An 18,819-nucleotide genomic window follows, 5' to 3' on the forward strand; every position below is an offset into this window, starting at 1 on the left:
TTTATCCCGTTGATGGCCTGTGTGGCCTATGCCCTGCCCCCAAGGCCGGGAGCGACAGCATACAGACGCCCTACGAAGAGCTTCGCGCATCCATCATGGTGCATGTGGATGCGTGTGGGCGCCATCCGGCACGCAGCGAATTTTCCGAAGAGGATTTTGAGGGGGCCCGGTTCGCCGTGTTCTGCTGGGTGGATGACCGTGTCATGCAGTCGGGCTGGAGCGGGAAGGCCCAGTGGCAGAAGGAGTCCCTGCAGCGGATTCATTTTAAAACCGCCCAGGGCGGTGCCGAGTTCTTTACCCGGCTCAAGGAGACAGACCCTTCCCGGCGGGAGGTATTTGAGGTGTTCTATCTCTGCCTCATGGCGGGGTTTCGCGGACGATACGGCATGGAAGAGGACGAGCAGACCCTGGAGGACCTGAAGGCAGGGCTTTGCAGGCGGCTGGTGAACGATGACGAGCGGTTGACCTCCGACGGTCGGGAAAAATGGTTTCCGGCGCCGTACAAGGGGGAGATGCCCGTGGGGATGGAGCCCCGGGTCAAAAGCGGTTCGTCGATGCTGAGCTTCCTGCTTGTGCTGTCCCCTGCGGTGCTGTGCGGCATATTGTTCGTGGTCTATGGGTTTATTTTAAACAGCGAAGTTCTGACAGGACTGGTGCGATAAATGCGAACATTTCTGAAAGCGGTTCTGATTCTCTGCCTGTTGATGACACTTATCCTGGTGCCACCCGTGGTGGCCATATTGCTTGGGTATTCCGTATGGGCGGGGGCGGCTGTGTCTGCGGGGGCCCTGGGACTGCTCCTGCTTTTTTTTCTGATGCGGTTTCTCTGGAGCCGTTACCGGGAGCGTAAATTCGTCAACGGGCTGGTGGCCAAGGGCGCATCCGCCGAAGACAAGGCCATCGCAAGCGAGCAGCGCAAGCAGTGGAAGATGTCCGTTGCCGAACTTAAGAAATCCCACCTCCGTGTGAAGGGGGACCCCTTGTATGTCCTGCCCTGGTACATGGTCATGGGGGAATCGGGCACGGGCAAGTCCACGGCCATCGAAAACTCCGGCCTTGTGACCAACCTCGCGCAGCCACCCCGCGTTTCCGGGGTTTCCGGGACGCGCAACTGCGAGTGGTGGTTTTTCAACGAGGCCATCGTCCTGGATACGGCAGGGCGCTACGCCACCCACCAGGACGAGTCCCAGGACAAGCGGGAGTGGCACTCTTTTCTCAAGCAGCTGGCCAGGTATCGGAAGAGCCCTGAACGGGCTTGTGGTTACGGTATCAGCCAAAACACTGTTGACGGGAACCCGGGATGAAATCGAGGAAGAAGGGCGCAAGATCCGGGATCGCATCAATGAGCTGATGAAGATGATCGGGGCGCGGTTCCCCATCTATCTGCTGGTGACCAAGTGCGATCTGATCCAGGGCATGACGGAGTTTTGCGAGCAGCTTCCCGACGCCGTGTACGAGCAGGTTTTCGGGTCCATCAACGGCGACATGCAGTGCGATGCTGCGTTTTATCTCTCTTCGTCCTTTGCCCAGGTGACGAAAAAACTTCGAAACTACCGTCTGCAGGTGGCGCGTTCGCTGGGGGCGGAGAGTGCCCAGGCCCGGGTCCTTTTTTTCCCTGAGGAGTTCCAGGGCATCGAAAGCCGACTCAAGACCTTTGCGGACGCCGCCTTCAGTGGCAACGTCTATCAGGAAGCTCCGTTTTTGAGGGGGCTCTTTTTCTCCAGCGCCCGGCAGTCCGGCCGTCCTTTTTCCAAGTTCCCCGAGGCGGCTCGCATGCTTGAGGGGAGGGCTTCCGACGGGGAACAGGATGCAACGGACACCAGCTATTTCCTCCACGACCTCTTCTCCAAAATCCTTCCGACGGATCGGAACATCCATGTACCCACACGGCGCCTCCTTGAAGGCAAAAGGCGCCTCAAGGTCATGGCCTTCTCCTGTCTGGCCCTGGCCAGCCTGACCTTGGGCGTGCTTTTGAGTTACTCGTTCTCCCTGAACCTTTCCATGGTCAGAGAGGTGCAGCGAGAGTACGCCATGGTCCCCTCTCTGCGGGGTGAGCTGGCCGAGGATGTCGACACCCTGGAGCGGCTCCGGCTGCTTATTCGCAGCGTGGAAGAGAAAAACGAGAGCCGTCTGCTCCCCGATTTCGGGCTGGATCATTGCACCGCCCTGGAGCGGGACCTCAAGGCTCGGTTCTGCGATCGGTTCCAGGGGGTTTTCCTGGCGTTTTACGACACCAAGATGGGCGATGCCGTGGTGAATTTCTCCTTGGACACCTCAGAGGAAGAGCTGGCAGGCGTGTTTCCCCACTATATCCGCCGCATCAACCTCATTGCCGCAAGGAGCCGTGGGGCGGCCCCGGAATCGTTGAATGCTTTGCCCCAGCCTGATTTCAGGAGCCTTCTGATTCCCGAGGGGCGCTGGGACAACCCGTCTGTCCTGGAGGCGGTGTCGGCCCAATATCTGGACTACCTCACCTGGGCAAGTCCGAAAATGCTGGCCGGGGAAAAGGCCATGCTGGCTTCCTGGCTCTCCTACGGCATGAAAAACGAGGACCTCTCCCTTTCGTGGGTCGTGACCTGGTGCAACGGCTTGGGGGGGATTCCTTCCCTGACCCTGGCCGAGTTCTGGGAGGGAAGCCATCGCCTTTCCGATGAGCCCTTTGTGGGGCCTGCCTTTACCCTCAAGGGGCGGGAGCAGGTGTTCGGGATGATCACGGAGTTGGAGCAGGCCCTGGAGAGTCCCCTGGATATCGCCCAGAAAAAGTCGACCTTCCTGGCGTGGTATCACGAGGCCTATGCCCAGGCGTGGCACCGTTTTGCCACCTATTTTCCCAAGGGGCAGGAGACCGTGACAGGAAAGGAGGAGAGCATCTCCACCCTGGTGAGGATGGGCACCCAGGACAACCCCTACTTTTCGCTGTTAAGCGAGATGGCCCTGGAGCTTTCCTTTTTTCAGTCCGAGGTTGAGGAGTCCCCCTTGTGGATGGAGCCGATCTTTGAGTTCGAGGCCATTCGGCAGCATGCTTTGTTATCCACGCAGAAAAAAAAGGGGGCACCCAATGTGAGGGTCCCCGGCAAGGGGGCGAGGTTCCTCTACCGGATCAAGAAGGTCGCCGGTCCGGTGGGCAAGGAGGACCAGGTACCCGAGGCCATAGCCGCCGGGGCCGACGCTTTCAATCGCTATGCCGAGGGGCTCTCCGGCATGTCCACGGCAGCCCTGTCCCCGGCCGGTGCCTTTGCCCTGGCAGGGACCGCCTTTACCGAAGACCCGGTCTCCGGTGGCTCGGCCGTGCGCACGGCCATCCATGGAGAAGAGTCCCTGAAAATTGTCATGGAGACCCACCGAACACCCCGGGCCCTGTTCCGTACCCTCCTTCGCGGGCCCTTCGATTACCTCTGGGCCGACACCTGCAATACCGCCGGCCGATACCTTCAGGACGTGTGGGATGAGACGGTGCTCTCGGAGATCCAGGGGGTCTACAATAAGAAGAGCATCAGCGGATTGCTTTTCGGAAAAGGCGGGGCCGTCAAGCGCTTTGTCGCAGGGCCCGCCAAGCCGTTCATCGGGAAGAAGAGCAAAAAAGGGTACTACGCCAAAGAGGTTGCGGGGCGGAGCATACCCTTTACCGACTCCCTGTTTACCTATGTGACCCGCGGCAGCTACTCGGTGAAATCCGAGAAGGCCGTTTTCAAAGTCACCATCGAAGGGCTTCCCACGGACATCAACCCCGAGGCCACCATCCAGCCCCACATCACCACCCTGGAACTGGAGAGCGTGGACAAGACCCAGGTGCTGACCAACCGGAATTACAGGGCCCAGGAGGTGTTCAACTGGTCGCCCAAAGAGGGCGGGGCCGTGACCCTCACCATCGGGGTCGGCGATCTGGTCCTTGAGAAAAAATACACCGGCGGCTGGGCCTTTGCAAAGTTCATCAAGGATTTTTCCAACGGTCGCCACGAGTTTCGAATCCGGGATTTTCCCGAAGAGCGCGCATCCCTGAAACGAAAAGGCGTCCGCTATATCCGGGTCGAGTCCCAAGTGAACCAAGCCCATCCTCCGGATGATGAACAATGTGGCGGGAAAGCCCCCGGAGGTTATTGTCGCGTGGTTGGACTGATCTGGAGACAGAAATGGAGCTGGTATCTCGCCGGCAAACATCCCAGCGCCGGCGACTACCTGTGCCTGGGCAAGGCGACGCCCCTGCTCAAAGGGTTCTCCGGATGGATGGAGACGGGCTACGAGGGGGTGGCCCCCAAGGTCGCCCCGGGCCTTGCCGTGGCATGGCGGTTCTGGGCCTTGGGGCCCAACGGGGAGCTTGTCTGCGGCATGATCAAAGAGAGCCGGGACAACCACGGGAGGCGATATCCTCTGATGATTGTGGGGGCCGGGGCCGTGGCCGAGAGGAACCGCCATTGGGACCTTTTACCCCTATCCTCCTCGGGAACGTGGAAGCCTGGAGGCCCTGGAGACCGACAGTCCACAACAATCAACAAGCTGGAGGCGCAAGAGGTGGCGGCGGTCGGGTTGCCCCGAGCCGCGTTGGGACAAGCTTCACCGGAAGCGGGAAACGGAAAAGGATACGTTGATATTGCATGAGGGACATCAGAGAACGTCGGGATTTATGGACAAGATGAACAACATCGAGGGGCTTGCGCGAAAGGACCATTTTCTCGTGCCCCTGGATGTTTGTGAGATGAAAGAGGCACTGGCACCTGCCGCCAAACTGCTTCGGCTTCTTAAAAAACGCTCGCCCCTGGAACCGGCCATGGTCTTCATCGGGGGGACGGAGGCGGATCGTTACCTGATGTGCCTGAAGCGCCCCCTGATGCTGGAAGATTTTCATACCCTGTGGGGTTCTTCTAAGGAGCCGTCGTGATGGAAGAGATTGCCCTGCTCGGCAAAGAGCCCATCAGCGAGGCTGCCCCCGCCGGTGAAGACGTTCGGTATGAGGAGCGGTTCGAAGCGCTTCAGGAAGAGATCGACAAGCTCAGCTCTCCCACCTCCCGGGACAGCTTCTCCTGGGAGACCGTGTCAAAGCTGGCCACCGGGATCCTTGCCGAGGACTCCAAGGATCTTCTGGTGGCAAGTTATCTGTGCGCGGCCCTTGTCCACCTTGAGGGGTGGCCGGGCCTTGGGGTCGCAACAGGGGTGTACGCGGACCTTTTGGAGACCTTCTGGGAGTCCATGTATCCGCCGATGCGGCGTATGGGCGGCAGGCTTTCGGCTGTTCAGTGGTGGATGGAAAAGACCGACGAGGCCCTTGCCGGTCCCATGAAGGGGACTGCGGACGCTGAAGCCGTGGGCCGGGTCCGGGGGAACCTGGACAGGATCGATCGACTTTTGGACGACCACACGGATTTTGATCTGACCTTCGGTCCCCTGGCGGCAACCGTGGAGCGTGTGGCTCCGGCCCAGGAAGTCCACGGGAGCCCGAGGCGGCGCCTCCGAAGCAACCAAACCCGTAGTTGAATCGTCACTTACCACCGAAGAGGTGACCCTGGACGCGGGAAACCTCCTGCGGAGCATGGCCCCCCTGTTCAAGACGGTCAAGCAGGCCTCCAAAATGGTTCGTGAAGGGGAGATGCAGAGCCCGCAGTCCTATCGCTGGTTGCGGTTTGCCCTCTGGGAGCCCATCAAGGATCTGCCCCCTGCCGACGGGGGCGTTACGAGGATTCCGCCCCCCAAGCGCCAGGTGACGGAGCACCTGGAAAAGCTCAAGGATGAGGAGGCTTGGGAGGAGCTGGTTTCCAGGTCGGAGAGCCAGCTTTACAACCCCCAGCACACCTTTTTGCTGACGTTGAACTACTTTTCCGCCGACGCCCTGTCGCACCTTGGAAAGCGGTATGAGCGGGCCCACGACATGGTGTGTCGCGAGACCCTGCTGCTGCTCCGGCGCCTGGACGGCATCGAGGGGCTCCGGTTTTCCGACGGCACGCCCTTTGCCTCGGACGAGGCCCTGGCCTGGATGGCCGGGCTCCAGGGCTTTCTGGACGGGCAGCATGAGGCCGACGATGAATGCCGGAAAGAGGGCGCCGACGGCGGGGACACGGTGACGGATGAGATCCAGCGCGCCCGGGTCTTGGCGAGGGAGGAGGGCAAGCTCCAGGAGGCTGTGGAGGGGCTGGATCGGCACCTTCGGTCGTGTGGTTGGCAGCCCTGGCGTTTCGCCTGGGACTGATTCGCCTTCTGGCAGAGCACCGCCAGAAAAGATGGGCAGTCGCGCGGCTGCTTTTGGAGCGGGCCTGTGCGGACATCACGGGATCCGGGCTCATTCAGTGGGACCCGTTACACGCCCTGGCCGGGCTGAAGGTGATCTACACCGTCATGAAAAAACTTCCCGGAAAAGAACACGCGGCGCGGGCCGCTGAGATCCTGTCCATGATCGCGGAGATCAGCACGGTGGACGCGATGAACCTGCAGAGCAAGCGAAAATAACTTCAAAACAATACCTTAATTAAACAGGAAATGGGGGTAGGACATGGCAAAAGACGCATCCGTTGCACCCAAAGAGCGCGTGAACATCGTCTACAAGACCTCGGTGGGCGACGCAGAAGAAGCGGTGGAGCTGCCCATGAAGCAGCTGGTGCTGGGGCATTTTTCCGAATCGGGTCGGGAAAAACGCATCGAAGACCGGGATTCCATCGCCATCGACAAGGATAATTTCAACGAGGTGCTGGGTGCCCAGAACGTGTCGGTGGATCTGAGCGTTCCCAACAAGCTCTCGGAGGACCCGGACGCGGAGATGAGCGTCAGCCTTGATTTCAAGAACATGAAGGACTTCGGCCCGGAAGCCGTGGCCCAGAAGGTGCCGGAGCTTCAGAAGCTCATGAAGCTGCGGGAAGCGCTCCAGGCCCTTAAAGGGCCCTTGAGCAACATTCCGGAGTTTCGCAACACCATCCAGGAACTCATCAGCGATGAGACCCAGCGCGAGAAGCTCCTGAAAGAACTCGGACTCAATGAAGAGTAAGTTTTGCACGCATGTTTAAAGGAGGATCATCATGAGTGAGGTACGGGAATCTGTAGAAACCCCTGAGGCGGAGGCCACCCTGGAGGGAGCGTCCCTTCTGGACGATATCATCGAGTCCACCCATATCAAGCCCGAGGACGATGCCTACGCCCTGACCATGCAGGGGCTCCATGCGCTTATTGCGAAAATTGCCTCCCCCGACGCAGGCATCGAGAAGGTGACCAAATCGGTGGTGGACGACATGATCGCGGAGCTGGACCGCCAGATCAGCCTCCAACTCGATGAGATCATTCATCACGAGGCGTTCCAGAAGGTGGAGTCCCTCTGGCGATCCCTGAAGTTCCTCGTGGACCGGACGGACTTCCGGGAGAACAACAAACTTGAGATCCTCAACGTGACCAAAGAAGAGCTCCTCGACGACTTCGAGGACTCGCCGGAGGTGATCAAGTCCGGGCTTTACAAAAGGGTCTACACCGAGGAGTACGGGCAGTTCGGTGGCGAGCCTTACGCCACCATGATCGGCAACTACGAGTTCGGGTCCTCGGCCCGGGACATCAAGCTGCTGGGCTACCTCGGCAGCGTGGCCGCCATGGCCCATGCTCCCTTTATCGGAGCTGTGGCACCCTCCATGTTCGGTTTGGATTCCTTTGCAGGACTCTCCCAGATCAAGGACCTCCGCTCCCTGTTCGAAGGCCCCCAGTACGCACGGTGGAAGTCCCTTCGGGAGTCTGAGGATGCCCGTTACATCGGATTGGTGATGCCCCGGTTCCTTCTGAGGCTTCCCTACGGCAAGGACACCGAGCCGGTGAAATCTTTTGATTACGAAGAGGATGTCTCCCTGGATAACGAGAGTTATCTCTGGGGGAACGTCGCCTTTGCCTTTGCCACCAAGTTTTCCGAAAGCTTTGCCCGATACCGCTGGTGCACGAACATCATCGGCCCCAAAGGGGGCGGCGCCGTGGAAGACCTTCCCCTTCACTACTTCGAAGACATGGGGGCCATTCAGAACAAGATTCCCACCGAAGTGCTGCTCTCCGAACGACGGGAGTTCGAGCTGGCAGAAGAGGGCTTCATCGGCCTCTCCATGAGAAAAGGCAGCGACAACGCCGCGTTTTTTTCCGCCAACTCCATCCAGAAGGCCAAGAAATTTCCCAACACCGCCGAAGGCAAAGCCTCCGAGACCAATTTCCGCCTGGGGACCCAGCTGCCCTACATGCTGGTGATCAACAGGCTGGCCCACTACCTGAAGGTGATCCAGCGGGAGAACATCGGGGTCTGGAAGGAGCGCGTGGATCTGCAGCGTGAACTCAACGACTGGATCCGGCAGTACGTGGTAGACATGGACAACCCCCTTCCCGGCGTTCGAAGCAGGCGCCCCTTGCGAAAGGCCGAGATCACCGTCGATGACGTTCCGGGTGAGCCCGGATGGTACAAGGTCGGTTTGAAGGTGTGCCCTCATTTCAAGTACATGGGCGCATCATTTACTTTGTCCCTGGTTGGCAAACTGGACAAAGAATAATCCTTAAACAACGGAGGAAATGCTTATGCCAATGACATCGCACATGGAAGTGACCGGAAATACGCAAGGGAAGATTGACGGCTCTTGCGATATGGAAGGTCGCGAGAACACGATGCTGGTCTATGCCTTTGATCACAAAGTGCATATTCCAAGGGATCCCCAGTCCGGGCTCCCGAGCGGCAAACGTATCCATGGTCCCCTGACCGTGGTCAAGGAGATCGACAAGTCGTCTCCCAAGCTGTATCAGGCCCTTTGCACCGGAGAGCAGTTGTCCAACGTTATCCTCAAGAAGTTTCGCATCGATCCCACCGGGGCCGAGGAGCATTACTTCTCCATCGTTCTGGAAGACGCCATCATCGTAGAGATGAAGCCCTACATGCCCATGGCCTTCCTTGCGGAGAACGAGCCCTTCCGTCACATGGAAGAACTCAAGTTCACCTACTCCAAGATCAAGTGGACCTGGGAAGTGGATGGGATCGAGTCCGAAGATTCATGGAAGATTCCGGTCTAACGTGAGGGGGCGATGTGAGTGATTTGAGACTTCTTGAACGCCTTCGGCAATGGCAGGACGCTCCCGGAGAGCGTGCGAGGGACCATGTCGGAACACGGGTAAAATCCGTGGTGAAGCATCTCCAGCTTTTGCTTAACTCAAGGGTTGGCACGACGCTCATGGACGGCCAGTTCGGTTTGCCCGACCTGTCGGATTTGAAGGTCACCTATCCCGACTCCGTTCAGGACATGGAAAAGACCATCTCACGAACCATCGAAACCTATGAACCACGGCTTTCCCAGGTGGACGTCAACTTTGTGTTCCAGGATGACCGGACACTGCGCCTTTTTTTTCGGATCGACGCTCGGTTGAATATGGGAGAAGGGGATCAGGATATTATCCTGGAAAGTTCGGTGGATACCTACGGAAAGATGACCGTTCGGACGTGAGGTCTGCCTCCCGGGCCTGTCGACGCCGCGGGTGCGCCAAGGGGTGGGGTGACCGCAATCACCCGGCTCCAGGCGGTGCATCCGAACGAAGCGGCGAACACAGTCCCGGGGACAGACTGAACCGAGCCTGCCGCCGATGTCGGTGGCAGGCTCTCCACCAAGAATAATTACCCTGAAACAGGGGAGGAAATCAAGGGTGAACCATCACTTGCTTACGTTGATAGATGGTTTACGCAACGAGTGAACGTTTGACGACCTGCCTTTCCGGGTACATTTGAAAGCCGGGGCAGACGGGGAGACAGGTAACATGCCGCGTATAAGCCGTTTTATCTCGCTTCGCCGGGTATTATGGCGGCATCGGTGAAAAGCGTATTCAAGGGATATTGAGACACGTGAATGGTGAGGATGTGCCTTAGGTTATTTTCATGAGATGAGGAATTTTTTTGTTTAATTACTATTTTCAAAATGAGCTGAGTCACCTGAAGGAGATCGGGACGGCCTTTGCCCGGGAAAACCCGGCCATTGCCCCCATGCTGGGCGAGCCGTCGGCAGACCCGGATGTGGATCGCCTCCTGGAGGGGGTCGCCTTTCTCACCGGGTCCATTCGGCAGAAGATCGACGATGAGTTCCCGGAGATTATCCACAATGTCATCCGTCAGGTATGGCCCCATTACCTTCGACCCATTCCGGCCACCACCATGATGGTCTTTTCACCCGGGGAAGGGACGGATGCGGTGGCCTCGGTTCCCTCCGGTGCGGAAGTGGACTCCGTGGCCGTGGACGGCACCGCCTGCCGTTTTCGCACCTGCACCGATGTGGTGTTGCCTCCGGTGAGCGTGGTTCGGGCGGGGTATGAGGAGACGGCGGACGGCACGGCAGGTATCCGGGTGACCCTTTCCGCCACGGGGCGCGATGACTGGAAAGCCGACAGCCTGCGGTTTTATATCGGCGGAGGGTACGCCGAGGCATCGGACCTTTACTGCCTGCTGCTCACCGGTTTGCGACGGGTGGTGGTGGGTGACGGCTCCCTGCCTGATGGGGTTGTCCTTGGGCCCGAGAGCTTGAGGCCAAAGGGATTTTCCGAGGGGGAGTCCCTGATTCCCTGGCCGTCCACCTCCTTTGACGGGTACCGCCTTCTTCAAGAGTTCTTTGTGCTTCCTGAAAAATTTCTTTTTGTTGAGTTGACGGGGCTCTCGGATTGGAGGGCGCCCAAGGACGACGGAGAGGTGGATATCTGGTTCGAGCTGGAGGCGGCCCCGGAGGTTCCCCTGCGGGTGGACGCCTCCCGGTTTATGCTCTCGGTGGCCCCGGCGGTCAATGTGTTCTCCCACGATGCGGACCCGGTGCTCCTCAGGGCTGAAAAAAACGAATACCGCGTAAGGCCCACAGCCCCGGATCTTTCCCACTATCAGGTGTACTCCCTTGTGGGGGTGTCTGCGTACATGGCGGGCAGTGGCGAGGTGCGTCCCATGAAGCCCTTTCACAGCCTGGCCATCGACGAGACGGACGTGGTCTACAGCGAAATTCTCACCACCTCTCCGGTGAGGCAGGCCATGGACGTGAGCATCTCCATCGCCACCCCCGGTGGCAGGGAGATGCCGGAGTTCAAGTCCCTCTCCTTTGACGTGCTCTGCACCAACGGTTTTCTCCCGGAGCAACTCCTGGCAGGGGACATCAGTGTGGCAACCACCAGGTCGCCCGAAGGGGTTGCGTTTCGTAACCTTCGAAAGCCCACCTCTGCTGTGTTGCCTCCCCTGGGGACCAACGCTCTGTGGCCGCTTATCTCCATGATGAACCTCAACCAGTTCTGCCTGAGCCGCCTTGAGAACTTCAAAGCCATGCTGGGCCTGTTTTTGCTGGACGGCCACGGCGGAAGGCGGGTGTTTGCGGCAAGCGAAAAACGCATCGAGGGCATCGTGGGGCTGGAGACCGAGAACACCCGTCGCCTGTTTCGGGGGGTGATGGTCAGCGGGGTCGTGTTTCGGGTGGCCATGCGAAGGGATCATTTTGCCGGCATGGGGGACCTGTACCTGTTTTCTACGGTCCTGGACCGGTTTCTGGGGCTCTCTGCGGCCTTGAATACATTCACACAGCTCGTGGTCACCGAAGTCGGGACCGGGGAGGTCTTTACATGGCAGGAACGAATGGGGGAGGAGGCCCTGGGATAAGGGCGGCGCTCCTCTCCCGGGGGCGTTCGTTCTCGTTTTTCCAGGCCGTGCGACACTTGAAAAACCTCACCGCCGAAGAGGGGGGCGACCGAATCAACGGGCCACGGCCCGTGGATGTCTTTCGGGTCAGGCCCAGCCTCTCCCTTTTCTTTGCCGGGCCGGGGATGAGGGCGACGAAGAGACCTCCGCAGGTCAGATAGCTCTGAGCAGGCTAATATTTTAGGGCTTTACGGCACCGGATCGCCCCTGCCGGTTTTTTACACCGAAGACCTCCTTGAGGGGCGGGAGTGGGACCACGACGCGGCGCGGGATTTTCTGGACATCATCAACCAGCGCCTCTACGAGCTGCTCTACGACGGGTGGGCCAGGTCCCAGGCCATGATGAAGGTGATGGAAGAGGACGATGTCCCTTACGCAGACCGGTTTTTCAGTCTCTCCGGCCTGGGACGCAAAGCCCTGAGGGCCGGGTTGGATACGCCCTGGGGGCTGGTGCGCTACAGCGGGCTCCTTTCCCAGAAGAACAGGTCGGCTTCGGGATTGAAGACCCTCCTCACCGATGCCCTGGGCGGGCTTCCGGTGAAGGTGGTCCAGGCCCTGAAACAGAAGGTGCCCATCGGTGCGGACCAGCAATGTGTACTGGGGCTCTCCGGTAATATCCTGGGAGAGACGAGCTACCTGGGGACGGAGTTTGAGGACGGCACGGGGGCCATTCTTATTCGTATCGGGCCCATTTCGGAAGAGGCATACCGAGGGTTTCTCCCTGGAACGGACGGCTACCGGTTGGTGGTGGACCTCACCCGGTTCTACCTCTCCTCCCCGGTGACCTTTGTCCTGGATGTGGTGATGAAAGACGACGCGAAAAAAGAGACCACCCGCCCCGGGCATACGCGGTGGGCCAGCCTGGGCCTGGATACCTGGCTGTTTTCAGGGGAGAGTGCCGGGGAGCTTGTCACCCGGTTTTACCCGTAACGATTCAATGGCAACCATGGGAATAGATAATGATCACCGTTGACATGAAGTCCTTGCTGAACCGGCTGAACCCATGCTGCAGGAAGGCCCTTGAGGCTGCTGCGGGCGTGTGTGTGTCCCGAACCCATTACGAGGTGACGGTGGAGCACCTTTTGTGGCAGCTCCTGGACGAGCCTTTGTCCGATATTTCCCGGATTCTGACGCAAAGCGGGGTGGGGGTAGAGGAATTGCGAAGGAATCTGGACCAAACCTTGGAGGAATTTTCCACGGGAAACGGAGCCAAGCCGGTGTTTTCTCCCCGGTTGATGGACTGGTTCCAGGAGGCCCAGCTCATCGGTTCGGTGGAGATGGGCGAGCCCCGGATTCGCTCAGGGGTGCTCCTGCTCGCCTTTTTAAATCGGCCCACGCAGTTTTCCACCGTGGAGATCGGGGATCTGCTCCTCGGGATCAACCGTGAAGAGCTTGCCAAGGAGTTTGCCTCATTAACCAAAGGCTCGGTAGAGGCTGGGAAAGGCACGCCTTCCGATGCCGTTGACACCCCCAAGGGCGGTGCTCTGGCAGAGTCTGGAGACTTCCGCGAGGCCCGGCCGGAAAGTCGATCGCGGTCTTGACAGCGATGTGGAGATTCGACAGGTGGTGGACATCTTTGCCCGAAGGCGGAAAAACAACCCCATCGTGGTGGGGGAGGCCGGTGTGGGCAAGACCGCCATTGTCGAAGGGCTGGCCCTGCGCATCGTGGAAGGGGATGTGCCTGATTTTCTGAAAAACGTCACCCTCATGGGGCTGGACATGGGGCTCCTCCAGGCCGGGGCCGGTGTCAAAGGGGAGTTTGAAAACCGCCTCAAGCAGGTGATCGAGGAGGTCAAGGCTTCTGAAACCCCCATCATCCTCTTCATCGATGAGGCCCACACCATGATCGGGGCCGGGGGCTTCGCCGGGGGAAGCGATGCCGCCAACCTGCTGAAACCTGCACTGGCAAGGGGGGAGCTGCGGACCGTGGCCGCCACCACCTGGTCCGAGTACAAGAAATACTTTGAAAAAGACGCGGCCCTGGCCCGGCGGTTTCAGCTGGTGTATCTGGATGAGCCGTCGGAGGAGACCGCCACCCTGATCTTAAGGGGCCTCAAAGCCAACTATGAAAAGAGCCACGGGGTGGTGATCCGGGACGATGCGGTCAAGGCCGCGGCCGAGCTCTCCGCTCGCTACATTTCAGGGCGCTATCTTCCGGACAAGGCCATTGACCTCCTCGACACAAGCGCAGCCCGGGTCAAGGTACTGCTCACGGCAAAGCCGGGGGCCGTGGAGGATATCGAACGAACGCTCCAGGCCGCGCAGCGCGAAAAAGAGGCCCTGGGCCGGGACGGAGTCTACGGGTCTGACCCGGATACCGAACGGCTTGCGATCGTGGAGGTAGAGATCGAAGCCCTGGAGACCCGGCTCACAGAGCTGACGGCCCGCTGGGCCATGGAGCAGGCTCTGGCTGCGGAACTCATCGATCTGAGGACGCAATACTGGGAGAGGGTAACGGCTCCGGATGCGCAAGTGGCCCAGGGAACACCTGTACTCGAAATGGAAATGCTTGAGACAGAAGGGGCTGAGCCGGAAGGGACTGTCACAGACCAGACCGATGCAGCCATGGACGCCTCGCCTTTGCCCGTCGACCCAGCCCAGGGAGAAACCGCAGGGGATGAGCCCGAGGTCGCCCTGTCCGTGGAGGAATTGCAGGCTCTCCTGGACACGAAGGCATCGGAGCTTGCCGATATCCAGGGCACCGATCCCCTGGTGCGCACCGAGGTGGATCCCGGCATCGTCTCCGAGGTGGTCTCGGACTGGACCGGTATTCCCGCAGGCAAGGTGATGCACGACGAGGCCAGGACCATCATCCACATGGAAGAGGATTTAAAGGCTCGCATCAAGGGCCAGGATGAGGCCATCAAGGCCATCTCCCGGGTGATCAAGGCCTCCAAGGCCGGTCTGGGGGACCCGGAGCAGCCCCTGGGCGTGTTTCTCCTCACCGGGCCCAGCGGCGTGGGCAAAACCGAGACGGGCCTGGCCGTGGCCGACCTGCTGTTCGGGGGCGAGCGTTCCACCATCTCCGTCAACATGAGCGAGTTCCAGGAAAAACACACGGTGAGCCGTCTCATTGGCTCGCCTCCGGGGTACGTGGGCTATGGAGAGGGGGGGATCCTCACCGAAGCTGTCCGCCAGAGACCCTATTCCGTGGTGCTTTTGGACGAAGCGGAAAAAGCCAATGACGAAGTGATGAACCTCTTCTATCAGGTCTTTGACAAAGGGGCTCTCTCCGACGGAGAGGGGCGCCTCATCAACTTCAGCAACACCGTGATTTTCTTGACAAGCAACCTGGCTTCGGAACTCATCTCCGGCGCCGTAGAGTCCGGGGACCTTCCTGGGACCGAGGAGCTGATTGCCGCCATTCGGCCGACCCTGAGCCAGCATTTCAAACCGGCCCTTCTGGCCCGCATGAGCATCGTCCCGTTCTTGCCCCTGCCCGCGGATGTGATGCAGGAGGTGGTGGGCATCAAGCTCAACAAGGTCGCGGACCGCCTGAGGGAGACCCACGACATCGCCCTGACCGTGGCGCCCTCCGTCATTGACCAGATCGCGGCCCGGTGCGTGGAGGTGGAGACCGGTGCCCGCAATATCGACCACATCATGAACGGTACGGTGCTGCCCCTGATTTCCCGGGAACTTCTGGAGCGCATGAGCGAAGGCGAACTGCCCTCTGAAATGACCCTGGAGACTGATGCAGGGGGCGCCTTCAATGTCGGTTAAAAAGCGTGCCTTCTATGGTTAAAGTGGGCTCAAAAGCGTGCCTCCGGCGGCCAGGGAATAAATCCCCTGGACCCCAGGTTGCGAAAGCCCTCCCCCTTCGTTCCTCAGGGGAAGAGCTTCCGCGAAGATTTTCGTGAATGTTGCTCAAGACCTGTTTGTCTAACTTTTCAAAAGTTTGGCCCCCGGCAGGGCCGCCGGAGGCATTTACCATGCACGGGAGGAAAACGATGATCTCACCGGTAGAGATATTCGAAACCATGCGGCAGTTCGACTGCACACTGAACGGGACGAAGCTGGACGTATACACACTCTCTGCGGCTGAGGCCGTTTCCGATCATTTCTCGGTGCAGGCAACGGTGGTCTCGGAAAAACGTCGGCTAAGCTCTGATTTTACGGGGCAAGAGGGGCTTGTTACCCTCATCGGTCGAAAGCAGGAGCGGTATGTCCACGGGGTGGTCAGCCGTTTTGAAGAGCTGGAGAAAAGGGGGCGCTTCTATCTCTACGGGGTAACCCTTGTTCCCCGAGCCTGGGAGCAGACCCTTATCTCGGATGTTCGGATTTTTCAGGAAAAAACCGTGCCTGAAATTGTTGCCGAGGTGCTCCAGACAGGCGGCATGCAGGCCAATACCTTTGAGTTCAGGACCCACCGCACCTATTCTCCCAGAGAGTACTGCGTCCAGTACCGGGAGACCAACTGGGATTTTGTGGCAAGGCTCCTGGCCGAGGAGGGGATTTTCTTTTACTATGAATTCACCGAGGCCGACCATGTGCTGGTGTTCGGAGACACTCCGGCGTGCCACAAGCCCATCGCCGGAAAGGCCGAGGTGCTCTTTACCCCGCCGGGACAGCTGGTGGACCAGATGGAGTACGTCAACGAGTTTCTTGTGGCCGAAAACGTGGTCTCGGGAAAACACGTGCTTAAGGATTATGCGTTTAAGACCCCTTCTTACAGGCCGTCTGCGGAGAAACCGGCAGAGAGCTATGAGAATCTGGAACTCTACGATTACCCCGGCCTTCTCACCGACGAAGCCACCGGGACCCGCCTGGCCTCCGTGGGCCTTGAAAGGGCGCGGCTAAACAAAAACGAATACTCGGGCAAGAGCCTTTGCAGAGGCTTTGCCGTGGGCCATCTCTTTACCCTGGCCCATTACCCCTACGATGAGAGCAACCGGGAGTACCTTCTCACCCGCATCACCCATCGGGGCACTCAGCCCCAGTCCCTTCAGGAGCTGGCCCCCAACGGCAAGGGCAACACCTACGCCAATACCTTTTCCTGCATCCCCTCCGAGATCCCATTTCGACCGGCCCCCATCACCAAGCCCACGGTGAGCGGGGTCCAGACCGCCGTGGTCACCGGCCCCGAAGGCAAGGAGATCTACACCGACTCCTACGGCCGCATCAAGGTGCAGTACCACTGGGATCGCCTGGGCAACCGGGACGCCCGGAGCAGCTGCTGGATGCGTGTGGCCCAGTCCCTGAGCGGCCCGGGCTGGGGAGCGGTGTTCATCCCCCGCATCGGCCAGGAAGTCATCGTCAGCTTCATCGACGGTCACCTGATGCCCTGATCGTCACCGGTGCCGTCTACAACGGGGCCAACATGCCCCCGTATCCCCTCCCTGCCGAGAAGACCAAAAGCACCATCAAGACCCGCTCCACCCCCAACGGCGACGGGTTCAACGAACTTCGGTTCGAGGACTTAAAGGGCGAGGAAGAGATCTACATCCACGGCGAAAAAGACTGGAACATCGAGATCAAAAACGACAAAGGCCAGCACATCGGCCACGATGAAACCCTTGCCGTGGACAACGACCGCCGCAAAACCGTGGGCAACGATCAGCAGGAATCCATCGGCAACAACAAGGACATCAGCGTTGCCAAGAACCACACAGAATCCGTGGGGGAGAACATGGCGGTGTCCGTGGGCAAGAATCTGGATGAGAGTACGGTGGAGAACAAAACCGTATCCGTCGGGAAAACAGCCAGGAAAGCGTGGGAGAAAACGAAACGGTTAACATTGGAGCAGACAGGACCCTGAGCATCGGGAGCAACGGCGTTACGGACATCGGGGAATAATATGACCGGAAACCATCGGACAGAAATTGACCCTTGATGTGGGGGACAAAACCGGTGTGAGTGTCGGCGCGGATCTCTCCGTGATGGTGGGGAAAAAAACCGTGTTGACCACGGAAGACCAGATTACCTTTGTCTGTGGAAGTTCGAGTATCACCATGAAAAAAGACGGCACCGTATTGATCAGCGGCGGGGATATCAAGATCAATGCAAGTGGGAAACTGGTGACCAAAGGCCAGAACATCACCGGGAATTAAGGCATGACAACGGATTTAAACCTTAGCTTTTATACGGAGCATCTCGAGGAGTCGTCCATGCTCTATGAGCAGTGGCATCGCCTTGTGTCTCGCCAGTGGGGGGCCTGGAGACGCGTTGTTGCGTTTGAGCGGCGTCTTGAGGCGCATCTGGATGCTTTGGTTATCGGAGGGAGATGCCCTGGCATTATGTCGTGAGAAGGCCCGGCAAGGCGATGCAGGGGAATGTTACGCTGCTTCAAGGGTTTTGGTGCGTCATGGTCTTCACGGAGATGTCTGTGAACTGGTCGACGATGTGGATGAATCGGACACAGCCCGTCTTCAAGCCATTTCCGACGCTTTGTGCGTTGATCTTGGAAAAAGCGACGAAGAGGATTGTCTCAAGCTGCTGTTGAAAAGTAGTCCCGTTAACGCTTCCCAAGCACGGGTGGCATCGCGCCTTGCGGGTTATCGCAGGTGCCAGGGGTGGGCTGGCGAACTTTGGGGATTGCTGGGCAGCGAAAGCCTTGACGAGGAAACCAAGGCAACCATTTTCAGGGAGTTTGTGCCCCTTAAACCCCCACGGCATCTTTTGAACGCGGACTGCTTTGGAAAGGGTGGGGGAGCTTAACCCATCTCCTGTGTCCCTTATCCGAGCCCGTTCCGGGCAGGCGGTTGATGAATCGATGCTGCTAGGAGTGCCCATGTGCTGTGGGCTTTGCGGAGACAAGCAGGCCCTAGATCTGCTGAAGACAATGCCGGTTGATAACGATGTTCTTTTTGCCATGGGCCTGTTGGGTGATGTCACAGCGATTCCATTTATGGTCCGGGTGCTTGACCATGAGGACCACGCCGAGGCGGCATCTCTTTCCCTTTATCTGGTGACAGGGGCCCCGTTGTACGAAACGGTCTTTATCCCGGAGGCCGTTGATGAAGATCTTTTGTTTGACGCCGAAAGAAGAAAGTCTGCACGGGGGAGGCGCTCTGGCCTCCCGGTAAAGAGCCGGGTGAGACAGTGACGAGGCTGTCCAGGCAGGCCGCAGAGTGGAATTCCTGGGTGCAGGAACACGGGGAGCGGTTTGATTCGTCCAGACGGATCCAAAAACGGCAGGCTGTTCTCCCCTGAATGCCTGATCGAAAACCTTGGCTCTGAGTCGGTTC

At 59.1% G+C, this 18,819-nt stretch carries 20 protein-coding genes; all 20 read left to right on the forward strand.

The annotated features are described in order from the left end of the window. Window positions 1-59: 59 nt before the first annotated feature. Window positions 60-662 carry a DotU family type IV/VI secretion system protein gene (locus ACOYW1_RS08330; RefSeq protein WP_482423689.1) on the forward strand — a complete coding sequence of 201 codons (603 nt, stop codon included), beginning with the start codon at window positions 60-62 and terminating at the stop codon, window positions 660-662. Continuing rightward, window positions 663-1,304 carry a hypothetical protein gene (locus ACOYW1_RS08335; RefSeq protein ID WP_482422429.1) on the forward strand — a complete coding sequence of 214 codons (642 nt, stop codon included), beginning with the start codon at window positions 663-665 and terminating at the stop codon, window positions 1,302-1,304. Then, window positions 1,258-4,596: a type VI secretion protein IcmF/TssM N-terminal domain-containing protein gene (locus ACOYW1_RS08340; RefSeq protein WP_482422430.1), complete on the forward strand. Its 3,339-nt coding sequence runs from the start codon at window positions 1,258-1,260 to the stop codon at window positions 4,594-4,596. Before ACOYW1_RS08335 ends, ACOYW1_RS08340 begins: the two co-directional genes overlap by 47 nt. Window positions 4,597-4,621: 25 nt before the next feature. After that, window positions 4,622-4,876: a hypothetical protein gene (locus tag ACOYW1_RS08345; RefSeq protein ID WP_482422431.1), complete on the forward strand. Its 255-nt coding sequence runs from the start codon at window positions 4,622-4,624 to the stop codon at window positions 4,874-4,876. Then, complete coding sequence (locus ACOYW1_RS08350) at window positions 4,876-5,469, forward strand: type VI secretion system ImpA family N-terminal domain-containing protein (protein WP_482423690.1); 594 nt, start codon at window positions 4,876-4,878, stop codon at window positions 5,467-5,469. The genes ACOYW1_RS08345 and ACOYW1_RS08350 overlap by 1 nt, the downstream gene beginning before the upstream one ends. 22 nt (window positions 5,470-5,491) lie before the next feature. Beyond that, the gene (locus tag ACOYW1_RS08355) at window positions 5,492-6,178 is read left to right on the forward strand and encodes a type VI secretion system domain-containing protein (protein WP_482422432.1); all 687 of its coding nucleotides are present in this window, start codon (window positions 5,492-5,494) and stop codon (window positions 6,176-6,178) included. Continuing rightward, window positions 6,142-6,435: a hypothetical protein gene (locus ACOYW1_RS08360; protein WP_482422433.1), complete on the forward strand. Its 294-nt coding sequence runs from the start codon at window positions 6,142-6,144 to the stop codon at window positions 6,433-6,435. The genes ACOYW1_RS08355 and ACOYW1_RS08360 overlap by 37 nt, the downstream gene beginning before the upstream one ends. A gap of 43 nt (window positions 6,436-6,478) precedes the next feature. Further along, the gene (tssB, locus tag ACOYW1_RS08365) at window positions 6,479-6,967 is read left to right on the forward strand and encodes a type VI secretion system contractile sheath small subunit (RefSeq protein ID WP_482416745.1); all 489 of its coding nucleotides are present in this window, start codon (window positions 6,479-6,481) and stop codon (window positions 6,965-6,967) included. Window positions 6,968-6,998: 31 nt separating this feature from the next. After that, a complete protein-coding gene (gene tssC / locus ACOYW1_RS08370) occupies window positions 6,999-8,486 on the forward strand; it encodes a type VI secretion system contractile sheath large subunit (RefSeq protein WP_180140893.1) in 1,488 nt (495 codons plus the stop codon). A gap of 25 nt (window positions 8,487-8,511) precedes the next feature. After that, window positions 8,512-8,997 carry an Hcp family type VI secretion system effector gene (locus ACOYW1_RS08375; protein ID WP_482416744.1) on the forward strand — a complete coding sequence of 162 codons (486 nt, stop codon included), beginning with the start codon at window positions 8,512-8,514 and terminating at the stop codon, window positions 8,995-8,997. 14 nt (window positions 8,998-9,011) lie between these two features. Further along, window positions 9,012-9,425, forward strand: coding sequence for a type VI secretion system baseplate subunit TssE (gene tssE, locus ACOYW1_RS08380; RefSeq protein WP_482416743.1), 414 nt, complete (start codon window positions 9,012-9,014; stop codon window positions 9,423-9,425). A 443-nt stretch (window positions 9,426-9,868) separates the two neighbouring features. Further along, on the forward strand, window positions 9,869-11,593 hold the full coding sequence (gene tssF / locus ACOYW1_RS08385; RefSeq protein WP_482422434.1) for a type VI secretion system baseplate subunit TssF: 1,725 nt from the start codon (window positions 9,869-9,871) through the stop codon (window positions 11,591-11,593). Window positions 11,594-11,809: 216 nt separating this feature from the next. Continuing rightward, window positions 11,810-12,562 carry a type VI secretion system baseplate subunit TssG gene (tssG, locus tag ACOYW1_RS08390; RefSeq protein WP_482423691.1) on the forward strand — a complete coding sequence of 251 codons (753 nt, stop codon included), beginning with the start codon at window positions 11,810-11,812 and terminating at the stop codon, window positions 12,560-12,562. Window positions 12,563-12,591: 29 nt separating this feature from the next. Then, on the forward strand, window positions 12,592-13,173 hold the full coding sequence (locus ACOYW1_RS08395) for a Clp protease N-terminal domain-containing protein (protein ID WP_482422435.1): 582 nt from the start codon (window positions 12,592-12,594) through the stop codon (window positions 13,171-13,173). Window positions 13,174-13,180: 7 nt separating this feature from the next. Beyond that, complete coding sequence (gene tssH / locus ACOYW1_RS08400; protein WP_482422436.1) at window positions 13,181-15,355, forward strand: type VI secretion system ATPase TssH; 2,175 nt, start codon at window positions 13,181-13,183, stop codon at window positions 15,353-15,355. Between the two features lie 227 nt (window positions 15,356-15,582). Then, window positions 15,583-16,920 (forward strand): type VI secretion system tip protein TssI/VgrG, encoded by a 1,338-nt coding sequence (gene tssI / locus ACOYW1_RS08405; protein WP_482422437.1) that lies wholly within the window; start codon window positions 15,583-15,585, stop codon window positions 16,918-16,920. A gap of 32 nt (window positions 16,921-16,952) precedes the next feature. After that, complete coding sequence (locus tag ACOYW1_RS08410; protein WP_482422438.1) at window positions 16,953-17,390, forward strand: bacteriophage T4 gp5 trimerisation domain-containing protein; 438 nt, start codon at window positions 16,953-16,955, stop codon at window positions 17,388-17,390. A gap of 64 nt (window positions 17,391-17,454) precedes the next feature. Continuing rightward, entirely contained in the window at window positions 17,455-17,682 is a 228-nt protein-coding gene (locus tag ACOYW1_RS08415; protein ID WP_482422439.1) for a hypothetical protein, read from the forward strand. A gap of 64 nt (window positions 17,683-17,746) precedes the next feature. Next, window positions 17,747-18,289, forward strand: a complete 543-nt coding sequence (locus ACOYW1_RS08420; RefSeq protein ID WP_482422440.1) for a hypothetical protein — start codon at window positions 17,747-17,749, stop codon at window positions 18,287-18,289. Then, complete coding sequence (locus ACOYW1_RS08425) at window positions 18,276-18,677, forward strand: hypothetical protein (RefSeq protein WP_482422441.1); 402 nt, start codon at window positions 18,276-18,278, stop codon at window positions 18,675-18,677. The genes ACOYW1_RS08420 and ACOYW1_RS08425 overlap by 14 nt, the downstream gene beginning before the upstream one ends. The last annotated feature ends 142 nt before the right edge of the window (window positions 18,678-18,819 follow it).

It is taken from the genome of Desulfoluna sp. CYM3A (assembly GCF_056829965.1).

Bases quoted from the DNA above. Each gene is read 5' to 3' on its own strand.
- tssC (WP_180140893.1), top strand. From the start codon at position 6,999: ATGAGTGAGGTACGGGAATCTGTAGAAACCCCTGAGGCGGAGGCCACC.
- ACOYW1_RS08345 (WP_482422431.1), top strand. From the start codon at position 4,622: ATGGACAAGATGAACAACATCGAGGGGCTTGCGCGAAAGGACCATTTT.
- ACOYW1_RS08395 (WP_482422435.1), top strand. From the start codon at position 12,592: ATGATCACCGTTGACATGAAGTCCTTGCTGAACCGGCTGAACCCATGC.
- ACOYW1_RS08375 (WP_482416744.1), top strand. From the start codon at position 8,512: ATGCCAATGACATCGCACATGGAAGTGACCGGAAATACGCAAGGGAAG.
- ACOYW1_RS08350 (WP_482423690.1), top strand. From the start codon at position 4,876: ATGGAAGAGATTGCCCTGCTCGGCAAAGAGCCCATCAGCGAGGCTGCC.
- ACOYW1_RS08410 (WP_482422438.1), top strand. From the start codon at position 16,953: ATGCCCCCGTATCCCCTCCCTGCCGAGAAGACCAAAAGCACCATCAAG.
- tssB (WP_482416745.1), top strand. From the start codon at position 6,479: ATGGCAAAAGACGCATCCGTTGCACCCAAAGAGCGCGTGAACATCGTC.
- ACOYW1_RS08335 (WP_482422429.1), top strand. From the start codon at position 663: ATGCGAACATTTCTGAAAGCGGTTCTGATTCTCTGCCTGTTGATGACA.
- tssI (WP_482422437.1), top strand. From the start codon at position 15,583: ATGATCTCACCGGTAGAGATATTCGAAACCATGCGGCAGTTCGACTGC.
- ACOYW1_RS08420 (WP_482422440.1), top strand. From the start codon at position 17,747: ATGAGCAGTGGCATCGCCTTGTGTCTCGCCAGTGGGGGGCCTGGAGAC.